Here is a 15,639-nt window from a genome sequence, read left to right on the forward strand (position 1 = left end):
GCGCAGGGGGATGAACGAAAATGGCATGGGCTTTTGGCGGCGCGGCGTTCGGCGGAGTGGCCGTGGGCCTTCTGTCCCTATACGGTACGGCCGCCCAGGCGCAGAGCATCGAAGAACTGCGCGACATGCCGATCGCCGCGCTGTCGAAGCTGGACGTCACGTCCGTCACCCGGTCGGCGGCTTCGCTGGCCGACTCCCCGGCATCCATCTATGTCATCACCCATGACGACATCGTCCGTTCAGGCACGCTGACGCTGCCCGGCATTCTCCGGCTCGCCCCCAATCTGCAGGTCATGCGCGGCGGCCCCAACGATACGGTCGTCGCCGCCCGCGGGCTTGGCGGCAACGACGCCGCTCAGAATTTCTCCAACAAGCTGCTCGTGCTGATCGACGGGCGCAGCGTCTATTCGCCGCTTTATTCCGGCGTCTATTGGGACATGCAGGACATATTGCCGGAGGATGTCGACCGCATAGAGGTGATCTCCGGCCCCGGCGCCACGCTCTGGGGATCGAACGCCGTCAATGGCGTGATCAACATCATCACCCGCGACGCAGGGGCGACACAGGGCCTGTACGGCACCGGCGTGGTCGGCAACAGCACCTATGATCTGGGGCTGCGCTATGGCGGCCATGCCGGCGGCAACGCCAGCTATCGCCTGTTCGTGAAGCGCCATGAGAATTTCGAAAGCGCGTCGAACGCGGACGACGGCAACCGCCGGACCCAGGGCGGCTTCCGCTTCGACTGGAACGCGACCCCCGCCGACGCGCTGATGGTGCAGGGGGACGGCTATTACGGCTCCCGCTCGCGGGGGACCGCGCCCGACGAGAGCCTGCACGGCTACGACCTGCTTGCCCGCTGGCGCCATGGCGCGGCGTCCGGCGCGACGCTTCAGCTCCAGGCCTATTACGACCACACCGCCCGCAAGATCGAGGATGACGGCGGCCGCTTCGCGCTCGACACCTTCGATGTGGAGGGGCAGCACAGCTTCACCCTGGGGCGCAACCACAGCATCGTCTGGGGCGGCGGGGCGCGCCTCGGCCGCTATGTGATCCGCGACATTCCCGGCCTGGACTTCGTGCCCGAGCGGCGAAACCTTTTCGTCGGCAATCTGTTCGCGCAGGACAGCATCGCCCTGACGCCGTCCATCACGGGCACGGTCGGGGCCAAGCTGGAGCAGCGCAGCTACATGGACCTCACCTTTCTCCCCAGCGTTCGCCTGTCCTGGAAGCCCGACCCCGGGACCCTGGTCTGGGGCGCGGTCTCCCGCGCGGTGCGTTCCCCCACCCCCTTCGACGAGGATGTGGTCGAATCCATCGAAGGCACCGTCTTCCTGACCGCCCTTCCAAGCTTCCGCTCCGAAAAGCTGACCGCCTTCGAACTGGGCACGCGGCTGATGCTCTCGCCCCGCGCGTCGCTTTCGGTCTCGGCCTTCTACAATGTCTATGACGACCTGCGGACGGTGGAGCCGGCGCCGGAGGGGCTGCTGCCGCTGCGCTGGGGCAATGGGATAAAGGGCGACAGCTATGGCTTCGACGCCTGGGCCGACATCCGTCTGGCAAGCTGGTGGCGGCTCAAGCCCGGCTACAGCCTGCTGATCCAGAAGTTCCGCTTCAAGCCGGACTCGGTGCCCCTGCTCGGCGTGTCGCAGGTCGGCAACGATCCCAAACACCGCGCGACGCTGCGCTCCTCCATGGACATCGGGCCGGAGGTCAATGTCGATTTCGACCTGCGCTATGTGTCCGCCCTGCCCGACCCCCATGTGCCGGGCTATGTGGAGCTGGGGGCAAGACTGGGCTGGCAATTCGATGAGCGCGCCGAACTGTCGGTATCGGGCTTCAACCTGCTGCACCGCCGCCACCGTGAGCTTCCCGCTTCGCAGGCGACGCCGCTCCGCCGCAGCGTGTTCGTGGCGCTCAAATGGACGATCTGAACCCTTCACCGCGCGGCAGGCGGGCACGACGCCGGCGATGGGCCGCCCTGTCCTGTCTCGCGGCGGCCGCGATCGTCGTTCCGGCGCCGGTGCCGGCCAATTCGCCGACGACGCTGGAACGCGCAATCCAGGCGAATTTCCTGTTCAAGTTCGCGCCCTTCGTGGAATGGCCCCCGGCGGCATTTTCCGGGACGGAAAGGAATTTCGTCATCTGCGTCGTCGGAGAGGACCCGTTCGGCACCCTGCTCAACGAGGTGGTGCGCGGCCAGAAGATGGTCGGCCGGCCGGTGGTGGTGCGGCGTGCTGGCGGCGAAGCGGGCCCGGCCGGCTGCCACATCCTGTTCGCCGGACACTCGACCGATCCCGGCTATGCGCCCTTCGCGACGACCGAGGGGCAGCCGGTGCTGACGGTCGCGGACAAGAGCGCGGGGCCCAGCGGCGCGATGATCGAATTCGTGCGGCAGAGCGGCCGGGTGCGGTTCCAGATCGATGACGGCGCGGCCCGGGCCAACGGCCTCAAGATCAGTTCCAAATTGCTGGGCCTTGCCATCGCGGTGAACCGGAAATGAAGCAAGCGACCCCAAGCCGGCTCAGCCTGGGCAAAGTCGTCGGACAGATGGCGACGCCGCTTTCCGCCGTCCTGATCGCCTTCCTGCTACTGGCCGCCGGGCTGGCCGCCGCCATCCAGCTCGAACAGCTCGGCCGCGTCGAAAAGCTGCGGCAGACGACCGTCCAGGCGCAGGTTCTGGCCAATGGGATCGCCGCCCCGCTGGCGTTCGAGGACGATGTCGCGCTCCAGGAATATCTGAACGCGCTGAAGGCCGATCCCCAGATCGTCGCGGTCGCAGCCTATGACGGCAAGGGCGCCTTCGCCGCCGGCTTCGCGCGCCCTCCCGCCCGGCTGCCCAAGCGGGCGGAGGAGGCCAGCCGGGACGCGCCGCCCGCCGCGCTCGCCGTCACCGTTCCGGTGAAGCAGGGCAGCACGCGGCTCGGCTCCGTCTATCTCCAATCCACCATGGACAGCCTGTCGCGCCGCCTGACCCGCTATCTGGGCATCGCCGTCATCGTCATCGCGGCGTCGGTGCTGATCGTGATGCTCGCCGCCTCCTATTCCTCGCTGCGCCGCGCGCACCAGGCTCTCCAGGCGGAAATCGCCAGCCGCCAGCAGGCCGAAGAGGCGCTGCGCCAGTCGCAGAAGATGGAGGCGATGGGCCAGTTGACCGGCGGCGTCGCGCATGACTTCAACAATCTGCTGATGGTCGCTTCCGGCGGTCTCGACCTCATGGAACGCACCCAGGACGCGGCCAGGCTGGAAAAGCTGCGCGCCGGGATACGCCAGGCGCTGGACCGGGGCGCGAAACTGACGCGGCAACTGCTCGCCTTCTCCCGCCGCACCCCGCTCAACCCGGAGGTCGTCGACCTGCGGGAGCGGATCAGGGGCATGGATGCGCTGCTCGAACGATCGCTGGGCGAAAGCATAGGGGTGACCATGCACCTTCCCGCGGACCTCTGGCCGGTGGAGGTGGATGCGTCGGAACTGGAGGTGGCGATCCTCAACATCGCCCTCAACGCCCGGGACGCCATGCAGAAGGGCGGCACCATCGTCATCGAAGGCGCGAACCGCCCGGTCCATGGCGACCTGCCCGACCGGGTGCAGATCGCGGTGACGGACAGCGGCGCCGGCATCGCGCCGGAACTGGTCAACAAGATCTTCGAACCCTTCTACACGACCAAGGCGGTCGGTCAGGGCACGGGGCTTGGCCTCAGCCAGGTCTACGGCTTCGCGCGGGCGTCGGGCGGGGAGGTGCTGGTCGACAGCATCGTCGGCAGGGGGACGACCATCACCCTGCTGCTGCCGCGATCCCTGCTCGCGCCCCGGGAAAGCGACAGGCCGGCCGAACCCGTCGGCGCCTCCGGCAGGCAGCGCATCCTGCTGGTGGAGGATGACGACACGGTGGCCGACACGGTGGGCGGCATGCTGACGACGCTGGGCTATGAGATGGAGCGGGTCGACAATGGCGACGCGGCGCTGCGCCGGCTGGAGCGGGCGGACGATTTCTCCCTGATCCTTTCCGACATGATCATGCCGGGCGAGGTCGGCGGCATGGAGCTGGCGCTGCGGATCAGGAAGCACTGGCCGCATCTGGGCACGATGCTGATGACGGGCTACAGCGCCGCGGCGGCCTCCGCCGCGAAGGAGGGCGTGCCGCTGCTGGCCAAGCCGTTCACCATCCAGGACCTGTCGGTCCACCTGATGGCGGCGCTGGACCACAGCAAGGCGTGACCGCCGTCCCGCCACAAGCCGCGCCTTCACCCCCCTCAGCCCGGCAGCTTGGCCAGGATGATCGCGCAAATCGCGATCACCAGTCCGAACGACAGCGTCGCCAGAAAGACGGCATCCAGCGATTGCCTGACCCGATCCACCATCGACATCTTGTTTCTCCCTCATCGAAAACCCGCTTCGCGCCGCCATTCTGGAGCGCGCCGCGGTGAACCGGACGCAAGATCGCGCGCGCCGGATCTTTATCGCCGCATCCCTTCAGGCGGAAAGCCGGTTGCCGCCCTTCGACCGGCTCAGGGCGTGATCAGGACCTTCAAGGCCTGGGTCTTCGCCGCCCGCCCGAAAACGTCATAGGCGTCCAATATGGCGTCCAGCGAAAAGCGGTGGGTGACGAGCTGCCCGGCGTCGATCTTCTCCGCAGCCACCGTCTTCAGCAGCATCGGCGTGGTCACCGTGTCCACCAGCCGGGTCGTCACCGTGATATTGTGCGACCAGAGCCGTTCGAGATGCAGGTCTGCCTTCCTGCCATGCACGCCGATATTGGCGATCACCCCGCCCGGCGCGACAAGGTCCTGGCAAAGCTCGAATGTGGCAGGGACGCCGACGGCCTCTATGGCTGCGTCGACGCCCTGTCCGTCCGTCAGGCCCCTGACGATCTCCACCGGGTCTTCGGACCGGCTGTCGATGGTGCGTGTGGCGCCGAACCGCCGCGCCACGGCCAGCCGGTTGGCGTCCATGTCGATCATGATGATCTGCGCCGGAGTATAGAATTGCGCGGTCAGCAGCACCGCCAGCCCGATCGGCCCCGCGCCCACGATCGCGACGCTGCTTCCGGGCGCGACCTTGCCGTTGAGCACGCCGCATTCGAAGCCGGTCGGCAGGATGTCGCTCAGCATCACCAGCGCTTCCTCGTCCATCCCCGCCGGAATGGGATAGAGGCTGGTGTCGGCATGGGGTATGCGGACATATTCCGCCTGCGTCCCGTCGATCTCGTTGCCCAGCAGCCAGCCGCCGGTCCTGCAATGGGAATAGATGCCGCGCCGGCAATAGTCGCACCGTCCGCAGGCAGTGATGCAGGAAATGAGGACATGGTCGCCGGGCGTGAAGTTGGTGACGGCAGGCCCGACGGAATCGATCACCCCGACGCCTTCATGCCCCAATATGCGGCCGGGCGCGCAACCCGGCACATCGCCCTTCAGGATATGAAGATCGGTGCCGCAGATGGTGGTGTGCGTCACGCGGACGATCGCGTCGCCGCCCTCCGCGATCTGCGGCTTGGCCCTTTCGCCCAGGCTCTTCTCGCCCGGTCCTCCATAGATCAAGGCTTTCACGATGGCCGATCCCTTCCAGATGGTTCGCCTCAGTGGCGATCCCCCGGAAGTTCCTCTCACCGGCCCTTCATTCCTATCCGTAGATTCCCGGACGGCGCCTGCCTGAACGCGCAAGCGGTCCTTGCCTCATCCTCTTGCCCGCCGGCCCGTGCCTAGAAGGCGACATTGTCGGCGCCCTTGAGGTCAAGGATGGCGCGGGTCTCCTCCGCCGTCGCGACCTCCAGCGACAGAAGTTCGAGGATGGACCGGATCAGCGCGACCTGCTCCGCATTGGATGTCGCCAATTTCCCCTTCCCTGCGAACAGCGAATCCTCCAGCCCCACCCGGACATTGGCGCCGTTCAGCGCCCCCATGGTGACGAACGGCAATTGAGCCGCCCGCTCGCCATCACATCTTCCGCTATGGCGGGCGCTTCCTGACGGACAACTTCCCCTGTTCCCGAATCCGGATCGTGCCGCTGGACCGCGACCGGATGGTGGGGCTTTTCAACCTCGGCATCGAAATACCGTTAGCGCCCTTCTTCGGCAGCATGGGCGTGGCGCGGCCGACCGCACGCGGCAGGGTCGATTCCTCGCCGCCCGCCATCCATCGTGGTAATATGGACAGCCACGCCACGCGCAAGGCGCTTCGCAACATGATCGACTTTCTGGGCGAGGCAGCGTTGCGGGCGATGGCTCGTCGACCGCAACAAGGGCGTGCATGTCGTGCTGCCGAAACGGTTGTTCGCGCAGTAGCGGCCGCTTCCCTGCGCGACAGGGCCGCTCCCTACAACGCCCGCAAGGCGCGGGCCGGCCGCACCGACATCAGCGGGATCGACCCCAACAGCCCGATCCCCAGTGTAAGCACCGCCCCCGCGCCCAGGGTCGAGAGTACGAGCAGCCAATCCGGCGCCCAGTGGAAATCGAATATCCGCACGATCACGAACCAGCCCGCGCCAAGGCCAAGGCCAAGCGCCACCAGCGCCAGCACACCGGCCAGCAGCGCATATTCAATGCCCTGCGCGCCCAATATCTGCCAGCGGGTCGCGCCCAGCGTCTTCAGGATCACACTGTCATAGGCCCGCGCCTGGCGCGACGCCGCAATCGCCCCGATCAGCACCGCGATCCCTGCCAGGATCGCGACCGATCCCGCCAGCACGATGGCCGTGGACATCTGCCCCAGCAGCACCGTGACCTGCGCCACCACCTCGCCCACGGCGATGATCGAGACGGAGGGGAAGGCCGCCAGCAGCGTGCGCGTCATCGCCCCTTCCGACGCGCCCTTCATCGTGATCGTCGCCGACAGGCTGTGCGGCGCGCTGCGCAGCGTGTTGGGGGAGAAGACCATGATGTAGTTGAAACCCATCGTCTCCCAATTGACCTGCCGCAGGGAGGCGATGCGCGCCTCGATCTCGCGCCCCAGCACGGACACGGTGAGCGTGTCGCCGATGCCGACGCCCATCACCTCCGCCGCCTCGCGGTCGAGCGAGACGAGCGGCGGCCCGGCATAGTCGCGGGGCCACCATTGCCCTTCGACCAGTTCCGACCCCTCGGGCAGAGCCTCGCTATAGGTGACGCCCCGCTCACCGCGCAGGAACCAGGCGCCCTCGGGCAGTTCCTTGAGGTCCGCCACCCGCTGCCCGCCATAGGCGACGATCGTCCCGCGTAGGGTCGGCACCATATTGACCTTGGCACCCGGCGCCTCCCTGCCGACCAGCGCAAGGAACCTGTCCCTGGCGGCGATGGGGATGTCCAGCACGAACTGGTCCGGCGCGGTGCGGGGCACGGTGTTGCGGATTTCGGCGCTGAGGCTCGACTGGATCGCCGCCAGCGTCACGAACAGCGTCAGGCCCAGCCCCAGCGCCACCACCAGCGCCGACGTCTGCGCACCGGGCCGATGGAGATTGGCGACCGCCAGCCGGGCAAGCGGACGACGCGGCGCGGGCAGCCGACGCGCGACGCGCCGGACCAATAGGCCGATGCCGGTCAGCAGCGCCAGCATGGCCGCGACCGCGCCCAGCATCGCCGCCGCGAACCAGGGCTCCCGCGCCGAGCCCAGCGCCAGCGCCACGGCGGCCGCCCCCGCCGCGCCCACCGCGATCATGCTCAGCCGATCGACCCCGCGCCGCCGGTCGACCGTTTCGCGGAACAGGGCAGCGGCGGGCAGGGTCCGTGCCCGCGTCAAGGGCGGCACGGTGAAGATGAAGGCGATCAGCAGTCCGTAAAGCGCGCTGGTGACGAGCGGCCAGGGCGCGATGGCGAAACCGGGCTGCACCGGCAATATGTCCCGCATCGCCGTCACCAGCCCCAGCGGCAGCACGATCCCCGCCGCCAGCCCGCAGCCAATGGCCAGCACGGCCACCGCGCCGATCTGCATCAGATAGATGCGGGCGATGTCGGCGGAGGAAGCGCCCAATATCTTCAACGTCGCAATGCCGTTGCGCTTGATCGCAAGATAGGAGGCTACCCCGTTGCTGACCCCGATCCCCGCTATAGCGAGCGCGGCGAGACCGATCAGCGACAGGAATTGCCCCATCCGCTCCAGGAAACGGCTGGTCCCCGGCGCCGCGCCGTCGCGGTCCTTGATCTCGAAACCGGCAGAGGGGAAGGCGCGCTTCAGCCGCTCGCTCTCAGCCCCGGCATCCCTGCCTGCGTCCAGGCGGATGCGATATTTGCTCTCATACAGGCTGCCCGGCTGGATCAGGCCGCTGCGCCTGATGCCCTCTATGGAGGTGAGCGCGACCGGCCCCAGGGTGAAGCCCGCCCCCACCCGGTCCGGCTCCTCCGCGATGATGTCGCGGATGCGGAAGGTCGCCGCGCCATAGCGCAGGCCATCGCCCGGCTTCACGTCCAGCCGGTCCGCCAGCGCCTGTCCGATGACCAGCTCGTCGGCGCGCATAGGCCCGGCCCGCCCGCCTTTCAGCGCCAGCGCGCCATAAAGCGGGTAGGCCCCGTCCACGCCCTTGAGTTCGGTCAGCACGGCGGAGGGTCCGGCGCCCTCCCCCACCCGCTGCGCCATGGCCCGCAGTCTGATCGTCTCGCTCAGCACGCCCTCGCGCCGGAAGGCCGCCTTCTCCGCCGCGCTGGCCTCGCGCTGGGACATCGCCACCTCGACGTCGCCGCCCAGCAACACCTGCCCCTTGCTCGCAATCTCGCCGGTGATCGCGGCGGTCAGCCCGCCGATGGTCGCCAGCGTCGCCACGCCCAGGAACAGGCAGATGAACAGCAGCCGCAAACCCCGGAAGCCGCGATGCAGGTCGCGTTGGGCGATCCGCCAGCAGCCGCGCCAGCCCAGCGCAGTTTCGGGCCCCGTCACAGCCTCCGGTCCGCGACAATCAGCCCATCCCGCATCTCCACGACGCGGTCGCACCGCTCCGCCAGTCCGGGGTCATGGGTGATGATCACCAATGTCGCGCCATTCGCTTCCCGCCGGGCGAACAGCAGTTCGACGATCGCCCCGCTGGTCGCGCCGTCCAGATTGCCCGTCGGCTCGTCCGCGAAGATGATGTCCGGCCCCGGCGCGACGGCGCGGGCGATGGCCACGCGCTGCTGCTCGCCGCCCGAAAGCTGGGCCGGATAATGGTGCAGCCGGTGCCCAAGTCCCACCGCCTCCAGCTCGCTCGCCGCGCGCGCGAAGGCATCCCCGAAGCCCGCCAGTTCCAGCGGCACGGCGACATTCTCCACCGCCGTCATGGTCGGCAGCAGGTGGAAGCTCTGCAACACGATGCCCACGCGCCCGCGCCTCGCCCGCGCCAGCGCATCCTCGTCCAGCGGCCCATAATCGATCCCGGCAACCCGAACCTCCCCGCCGCTGGCGCGCTCCAGTCCCGACAATATCGCCATCAATGACGACTTGCCCGATCCCGACGGCCCGAGGATCGCCAGACTCTCGCCCTTTGGGATGGAGAGGTCGACGCCCTTCAAAATCAGCGTCGGCGCCTCGCGCGTGCCAAGCGAAAGGGTGACATTGCGCGCTTCAATCGCAATATGGGCAAGGGAGGACGAGCCGTGCATCAGCGAAAGGAACCCCATGAAGGCGGGAAGATGGTCGATATATGTGGGCGCCATGGCGATTGTGCAATTGCTCACCGCCTGTTCGGGCGAACCCGCCGCCAACAATAGCGCCGCGCCGACGGCCGAGGTCCGGAACGCCGCAGCCCCGATGGCCGACGGCAAGCTGGTCCTCGCCTTCGGGGACAGCCTCTATGCCGGCTATGGCGTGGCCCAGAATGAAAGCTTCCCCTTCCGCCTCGAACAGGCGCTGAAGGCAAAGGGGCTGGCGGTTCAGGTCCGCAATGCCGGGGTTTCGGGCGAAACCTCGCTGGGCGGCATGCAGCGCCTCGCCTTCACGCTCGACGGCCTGCCGCGCAAGCCCGACCTGCTGTTGCTCGACCTGGGCGGCAACGACATGCTGCGCGGCCTCCCGCCGGAGGACAGCGAGAAGAATCTGCGCGCCATATTGGACCAGCTCAGGCAGCGGCAGATCCCCGTGCTGCTCACCGGCATGATGGCCGCGCCCAATATGGGCAAGGATTATGGCGCGAAGTTCGACGCCATCTATCCCCGACTGGCGAAGGGTTACGACCTGCCGCTCTACCCCTTCTTCCTCGACGGCGTGATCGGGAATCCCAGGCTGATGCAGGCCGATTCCATCCATCCCAATCCGGCCGGGGTGAACATCATCGTCGGCAAGATCGCGCCGGTCGTGACGGGCTTGCTGAAGAAAAGCTGAGCGTGACTTGCTCCTGCGAAGGCGCGCTTTAGCCTCTTACCCGATCATCATCAGGCTGGCATTACCCCCCGCAGCCGTCGTGTTGATGGAGGTCGACACTTCCTCCAGCAGCCAATCGAGCGGGTACCCCCCATCCGCCCCCGCCGCATGGACGCTGACGACCGGCCCCGGCATGACGGCCACGTCCCGAACCACCGCACCGATCCGCGCGGCATCGCCCTCGACCAGCACCGCCCCAAGCAGCCCATCCGCCTGCGATGTGAAATGCGCCGCAATATGCGCGGGCAACCCCAGCGGCAGTTCCATGTCCCACAGCACCCCGCGATTGCCCGTCGCCAGTACCGCCGCCATCTGCTGCAACAACCCCTGCCGCGTCGCGGGCCGCATCCCGATCAGTCCTCGCGGATGCAGCGCATAGAGGTTGCGCTCCCCCACCGGCCCGGGCAGGGTCATCTCAACGCCCAGCGCCGAGGCATCGCCACAGCGCCGCGCCATGGCCGAAGCCTCCGCCTCGCCCTTCGCCGCCAGCCAGTCGGCAAAATCGCTGAGCGGCGACCGGAGCGAACCGGCCCGCTCCGCAAAGACCGGCGGCACCGCCACCAGCCGCCCCAGATAAAGCGGCCCGCCCGCCTTCGGCCCGGTGCCCGACAGGCCCCGCCCGCCAAAGGGCTGTACGCCCACGATGGCGCCGATCACATTGCGGTTCACATAGAGATTGCCCGCCTTCACCCGCCCCGTCACCTGCGCGACGGTATCGTCCAGCCGCGTATGCAAACCGAAGGTCAGGCCATAGCCGGTCGCGTTGATCGCATCGACCAGCGCGTTCAACCCGGTGCGAGGGAAACGGATGACGTGCAGCACCGGCCCGAACACCTCGCGCCGCAATTGCGCGATGTCGTCGATCTCGATGATCGTCGGCGGCACGAAGCTGCCATGCGCGGTTTCCTGCGGCAGCGGCTGCTGCTCCACCGCGCAGCCCAGCGCCCGCATCGCCTCTATATGCCGTTCTATCCCTTCCTTCGCCTCGTCCGTGATGACCGGCCCGATGTCGACCGCCAGCCGGTCGGTCCGCCCGATCTGCAATTCCCTGAGCGCCCCCTTCAGCATCGCCAGCGTCCGGTCCGCCACATCCTCCTGCAGGCAGAGGATGCGCAGCGCCGAACAGCGCTGCCCCGCGCTGTCGAAGGCGGAGGCGATGACATCCGCCACCACCTGCTCCGCCAACGCGGAGCTGTCGACGATCATGGCATTCTGCCCGCCCGTCTCCGCGATCAGCGGAATGGGCCTGCCCGAAGCAGAGAGGCGCGAAGCCAATTGCCGCTGGATCAGCCGCGCCACCTCGGTCGATCCGGTGAACAGCGGGCCGGCGGTCTGCGGCGCCGCCACCAGCGCCGCGCCGATCTCGCCCGCGCCGGGCACAAGCTGCAACGCATCGCCCGGCACCCCAGCCTCATGCAGCAACCGCACCGCCTCCGCCGCGATCAGCGGGGTCTCCTCGGCGGGCTTGGCCAGCACCGCATTGCCCGCGACCAGCGCCGCCGCGACCTGCCCGGTGAAGATCGCCAGCGGGAAATTCCAGGGCGAAATGCACACGACCGGCCCCAAGGCCACCTGTGCCGGGCCGAAAGCCGCCCGCGCCTGCGCCGCATAATAGCGCAGGAAATCGATCGCCTCCCGCACTTCGGCTATGGCGTTGGGCAGCGACTTGCCCGCTTCCCGCACGATCAGCCCCAACAGGATCGGCATGCGCGCCTGCATCGCGTCGGCGGCCCGCTCCAGCATCGCGGCGCGCTCCGCTACCGGCACCAGCGCCCAGCCGCTTCCCTCCGCGCGCAGGACCGCCGCCCGCGCATGGTCCGCCGACGCCTCGAACACCGTCCCCACGACATCGCGCCGATTGGCGGGGTTCAGCACCAGCCGCGCCGTGCCTTCCTCGCCCTGCGGCGCCGCCGTCCAATTGATTTGCGCGCTTTCCGCCAGCGTCTGCGCCAGCATCGCCAGCGCATTCTCGTCGCTAAGGTCGATCCCGTCCGAATTGCGCCGGTCCGGATACAGTTCGGATGGCAGCGCGATCTCCGCATGCCGCGCGCCCGGATGCGGCATCGCCAGCACCTGCTCGACCGGGTCCGCGATCATCTCCTCCACCGGCACCGCCGGATCGGCAATACGGTGCACGAAGGAACTGTTCGCGCCATTTTCCAGCAGCCGCCGCACCAGATAGGCGAGCAGCGTCTCATGCGTGCCGACCGGCGCATAGATGCGGCAGGGACGGTCCAGATTCCCCGTCCCCACCACCTGCTCATAGAGCGGCTCGCCCATGCCGTGCAGGCACTGAAACTCATAGTCGCCCAGCGTGAAACCCGGCTCCGCCAGATGATGGACCGTAGCCAGAGTCTGCGCATTATGCGTCGCGAATTGCGGGAACACCCGGTCACGCGCCGCCAGCAGCTTCTTCGCGCAGGCGATATAGGCGACGTCCGTATGCACCTTCCGCGTATAGACCGGGAAGTCGGCCATCCCATCGACCTGCGCCCGCTTGATCTCCGCGTCCCAATAGGCGCCCTTGACCAGCCGCACCATGATCCGCCGCCCGGCGCGCTGGGCCAGATCGACGATCCAGTCGATGACGAAGGGACAGCGCTTGCCATAGGCCTGCACCACGAAGCCCAGCCCGTTCCACCCCGCAAGCTCCGGGTCCAGCGCCAGACTCTCCAGCAGATCGAGCGACAATTCCAGCCGATCCGCCTCCTCCGCGTCGATATTGAGGCCGATGTCATAGCTTTTGGCGAGCAGCGCCAGCTCCTTCACCCGGGGCAGCAATTCCCCCATGACCCGCTCCGCCTGGGCGCGGGAATAGCGCGGATGCAGCGCCGACAGCTTGATCGAGATGCCCGGCCCGGCATAGACGCCGCGCCCATCCGACGCCCGCCCGATGGCGTGGATCGCCTGCCGGTAATCCTCCAGATAGCGGGCCGCGTCCGCCGCCGTCGCCGCCGCCTCCCCCAGCATGTCATAGCTGTACTGGAAACCCTTTGCCTCCTCCGTCCGCGCCCGCTTCAGCGCTTCCCCGATGGTCTCGCCGGTCACGAACTGCTCGCCCATCATCCGCATGGCGAGGTCCACGCCGCGCCGGATCACCGGCTCGCCCAGCCGCGCCACCAGCCGGGTCAGCGCCGCGCCCAAACCCCGGTCGTCCACGCTGCCGACCAGCTTGCCCGTCACCACCAGCCCCCAGGTCGCCGCATTGACGAACAGCGACTTGCCGCCGCCCAGATGCCCGCCCCAGTCGCCGTCAGCGATCTTGTCGCGGATCAGCGCGTCGCGGGTCGCATCGTCGGGAATGCGCAGCAACGCCTCAGCCAGGCACATCAGCGCCACGCCCTCCTGGCTGGAGAGCGAATATTCCTGCACCAGCGCCTCGACCCCGCTGCCCTTGCCGTTGGCGCGTAGCGTCGTCACCAGCCTGCGCGCCATGTCACGCACCCCCTGCCGCATGGCGTCGGGCAGCGCGGCGGCTTCCAGCAGGGGCGCCATGCACTCTGCTTCATCGCGGCGATAGGCGGCCGTAATGGCCCGGCGGAGCGGCGATTGCGGCCGGATGGCGGGGGCGAAATCGGTGAAGGGGGGCGGGTTCGTCATGTGCGCCATGATAGGGAAATCATGGCATGCAATCCGACTTATAAACAGCTCATATTAAGGCAATCTGCCTTATTAATTGCGATTATCCAGTCAAATCATCCACCGTATCCACCCCAAAAGGGCGAAAATCCGCCTGCCGTCAATCCGCGTCGATCAGGATGCGCACAGCCGCTCCATCCGTATCCTCGAACTGGCCATTGCCCAGCGCCCAGAAAAAGGCCGCCAGCCCCAGCAGCCCCAGCCCAAGCGCAATCGGAATCAACAGGCTGAGACCGGTCATTTCACGACTCCTTTCAGACGCAGGGCATTGGCGATGACGATCAGCGAGGATGTCGACATCGCCACCGCCGCGACCAGCGGCGTCACCTTCCCCGCTATGGCCAGCGGCACCGCCAGCACATTATAGCCGATCGCCAGCGCGAAATTCTGCTTCACCACCGCGACCGTCCGCCGCGCCGCATGCACGGTCAGCGCCACTGGCGCCAGCCTGTCGCCCAGGAATACGGCGTCGGCGGTAAGCTGGCTCGCATCGCTGGCGGAGGCGGGCGCCATGCTGGCATGACCCGCCGCCAGCGCCGGGCCGTCGTTCAGCCCGTCCCCGATCATCAGCACCTTCTCGCCCCTGGCCTTCAGCCGGTCGATCAGCGCCAGCTTGTCGGCGGGGCGCAGATGGCCGATGGCGGTAGTGCGGGTTTCGCGGGCAATCTCCTCCAGCGCTTCGGGCCGGTCGCCGCTGGCGATCAATATCTTCATCCCCATGCCGCGCAGCACGTCCAGCGTTTCCGCCGCATCGGGCCGCAACGCGTCGGTGAAGCCCAGCAGCAAGGCCTGATCCCCGCGCCGATATTCCGCCGCCAGCCCGAACAGGTTGATCAGGCTGCGCGGACGCGCCAGCGACACGGCCACGCCTTCATAGTCCGCGAACACGCCCTCCCCCGCCACTTCGCGTACATTGTCGAGCGCGGCGGGCGTCGCCCCCCGCGCCTCCAGCGCCTGCCGCAAGGCGACGCTCAGCGGATGGCGAGACGCCCGCGACAGGGACAGCAGGATCGACCGGTCGTCGCGCCACAGACGGCGCAAGCCCTGCGGCACCGGACGGCCCAGCGTCAGCGTGCCGGTCTTGTCGAACACCGCTTCGCTGACCTCCGCCAGCCGTTCCAGCGCCGACCCGTCCTTGACCAGCACGCCCCGCCGCATCAACGCGCCGCAGGCGACGATCTGCGCCGCGGGCACCGCCAGCCCCAAGGCGCAAGGACAGGTGATCAGCAACACCGCCACCGCGATCAGCAACGCCTGATGCACCCCCGCCCCGGCGATCATCCACCCCGCGAAGGACAGCGCCGCCAGCAGATGGACGCAGGGCGCATAGAGCCGCGCCGCCCGGTCGGCCAGCCGCACATAGCGCGACTTGCCCTGCCCCGCCTCCTCCATCAGCCGGGCGATGTCGGCAATGACGGTGTCGGCCCCCGCCGCCGTCACCTCCACCCGGATCGGCCCGTCGATGTTGAGCGAGCCCGCCTGCACATCGTCGCCGGGATGCACCCGCACCGGCGCGCTTTCCCCGGTCAGAAAGGCGATGTCGAGCCCGCTTTCGCCCTCCACGACACGCCCGTCGGCGGCCAGCCTTTCGCCTGCCGCCACCAATATCGTCATGCCGGGGCGCAGAGCGTCGGCCCGCGTCCAACGGCTGCTCCCGTTCGCCTCCAGCACCAGCGCCCCCGGCGCGGTCTGCTTCAGCCTGTCTCTT

11 protein-coding genes are annotated in these 15,639 nt (G+C 68.2%); 4 read left to right on the forward strand and 7 right to left on the reverse strand.

Translation table 11 applies throughout. From position 1 onward, the window contains the following. Positions 1-20: 20 nt before the first annotated feature. The 3 genes from K7W03_RS12995 to K7W03_RS13005 are packed head-to-tail and all read left to right on the forward strand — an operon-like array spanning position 21 to position 4,215. Positions 21-1,931: a TonB-dependent receptor plug domain-containing protein gene (locus K7W03_RS12995; RefSeq protein WP_025548730.1), complete on the forward strand. Its 1,911-nt coding sequence runs from the start codon at positions 21-23 to the stop codon at positions 1,929-1,931. Then, on the forward strand, positions 1,919-2,500 hold the full coding sequence (locus K7W03_RS13000) for a YfiR family protein (protein WP_025548731.1): 582 nt from the start codon (positions 1,919-1,921) through the stop codon (positions 2,498-2,500). Before K7W03_RS12995 ends, K7W03_RS13000 begins: the two co-directional genes overlap by 13 nt. Beyond that, positions 2,497-4,215, forward strand: coding sequence for an ATP-binding protein (locus K7W03_RS13005; protein ID WP_025548733.1), 1,719 nt, complete (start codon positions 2,497-2,499; stop codon positions 4,213-4,215). Before K7W03_RS13000 ends, K7W03_RS13005 begins: the two co-directional genes overlap by 4 nt. A gap of 290 nt (positions 4,216-4,505) precedes the next feature. On the opposite strand, the gene K7W03_RS13010 is transcribed toward K7W03_RS13005, so the two are convergent. From K7W03_RS13010 to K7W03_RS13025, 4 genes are all read right to left on the reverse strand, one after another. Continuing rightward, positions 4,506-5,543: a zinc-dependent alcohol dehydrogenase family protein gene (locus K7W03_RS13010; RefSeq protein WP_025548735.1), complete on the reverse strand. Its 1,038-nt coding sequence runs from the start codon at positions 5,541-5,543 to the stop codon at positions 4,506-4,508. Positions 5,544-5,695: 152 nt separating this feature from the next. Further along, positions 5,696-5,911, reverse strand: a complete 216-nt coding sequence (locus tag K7W03_RS13015) for a 3-keto-5-aminohexanoate cleavage protein (protein WP_025548736.1) — start codon at positions 5,909-5,911, stop codon at positions 5,696-5,698. Positions 5,912-6,308: 397 nt separating this feature from the next. Next, positions 6,309-8,837 (reverse strand): ABC transporter permease, encoded by a 2,529-nt coding sequence (locus K7W03_RS13020; protein ID WP_222886503.1) that lies wholly within the window; start codon positions 8,835-8,837, stop codon positions 6,309-6,311. Continuing rightward, the gene (locus tag K7W03_RS13025) at positions 8,834-9,553 is read right to left on the reverse strand and encodes an ABC transporter ATP-binding protein (RefSeq protein ID WP_130030076.1); all 720 of its coding nucleotides are present in this window, start codon (positions 9,551-9,553) and stop codon (positions 8,834-8,836) included. The genes K7W03_RS13020 and K7W03_RS13025 overlap by 4 nt, the downstream gene beginning before the upstream one ends. Between K7W03_RS13025 and K7W03_RS13030 the strand changes: the two genes are divergently transcribed. After that, positions 9,552-10,253: an arylesterase gene (locus tag K7W03_RS13030; RefSeq protein WP_222886504.1), complete on the forward strand. Its 702-nt coding sequence runs from the start codon at positions 9,552-9,554 to the stop codon at positions 10,251-10,253. The genes K7W03_RS13025 and K7W03_RS13030 overlap by 2 nt on opposite strands. A 36-nt stretch (positions 10,254-10,289) precedes the next feature. On the opposite strand, the gene putA is transcribed toward K7W03_RS13030, so the two are convergent. The 3 genes from putA to K7W03_RS13045 form a co-directional block, all read right to left on the reverse strand. Next, entirely contained in the window at positions 10,290-13,892 is a 3,603-nt protein-coding gene (gene putA / locus K7W03_RS13035) for a trifunctional transcriptional regulator/proline dehydrogenase/L-glutamate gamma-semialdehyde dehydrogenase (RefSeq protein ID WP_222886508.1), read from the reverse strand. A gap of 139 nt (positions 13,893-14,031) precedes the next feature. Then, the gene (ccoS, locus tag K7W03_RS13040; RefSeq protein WP_065847767.1) at positions 14,032-14,172 is read right to left on the reverse strand and encodes a cbb3-type cytochrome oxidase assembly protein CcoS; all 141 of its coding nucleotides are present in this window, start codon (positions 14,170-14,172) and stop codon (positions 14,032-14,034) included. Next, positions 14,169-15,639, reverse strand: a 1,471-nt coding sequence (locus tag K7W03_RS13045) for a heavy metal translocating P-type ATPase (RefSeq protein ID WP_222886505.1), incomplete at its 5' end; no start/stop codon positions are given. The genes K7W03_RS13045 and ccoS, both read right to left, overlap by 4 nt.

The sequence above is a fragment of the Sphingobium sp. PNB genome, from assembly GCF_019873065.1.
Taxonomy (GTDB): Bacteria; Pseudomonadota; Alphaproteobacteria; order Sphingomonadales; family Sphingomonadaceae; genus Sphingobium; species Sphingobium fuliginis.

What these genes read in the sequence shown, in the direction of transcription:
- K7W03_RS13000 (WP_025548731.1), top strand. Translation starts at nt 1,919, where the DNA reads ATGGACGATCTGAACCCTTCACCGCGCGGCAGGCGGGCACGACGCCGG.
- K7W03_RS12995 (WP_025548730.1), top strand. Translation starts at nt 21, where the DNA reads ATGGCATGGGCTTTTGGCGGCGCGGCGTTCGGCGGAGTGGCCGTGGGC.
- K7W03_RS13025 (WP_130030076.1), bottom strand. Translation starts at nt 9,553, where the DNA reads ATGGGGTTCCTTTCGCTGATGCACGGCTCGTCCTCCCTTGCCCATATT.
- K7W03_RS13005 (WP_025548733.1), top strand. Translation starts at nt 2,497, where the DNA reads ATGAAGCAAGCGACCCCAAGCCGGCTCAGCCTGGGCAAAGTCGTCGGA.
- K7W03_RS13030 (WP_222886504.1), top strand. Translation starts at nt 9,552, where the DNA reads ATGAAGGCGGGAAGATGGTCGATATATGTGGGCGCCATGGCGATTGTG.
- ccoS (WP_065847767.1), bottom strand. Translation starts at nt 14,172, where the DNA reads ATGACCGGTCTCAGCCTGTTGATTCCGATTGCGCTTGGGCTGGGGCTG.
- putA (WP_222886508.1), bottom strand. Translation starts at nt 13,892, where the DNA reads ATGACGAACCCGCCCCCCTTCACCGATTTCGCCCCCGCCATCCGGCCG.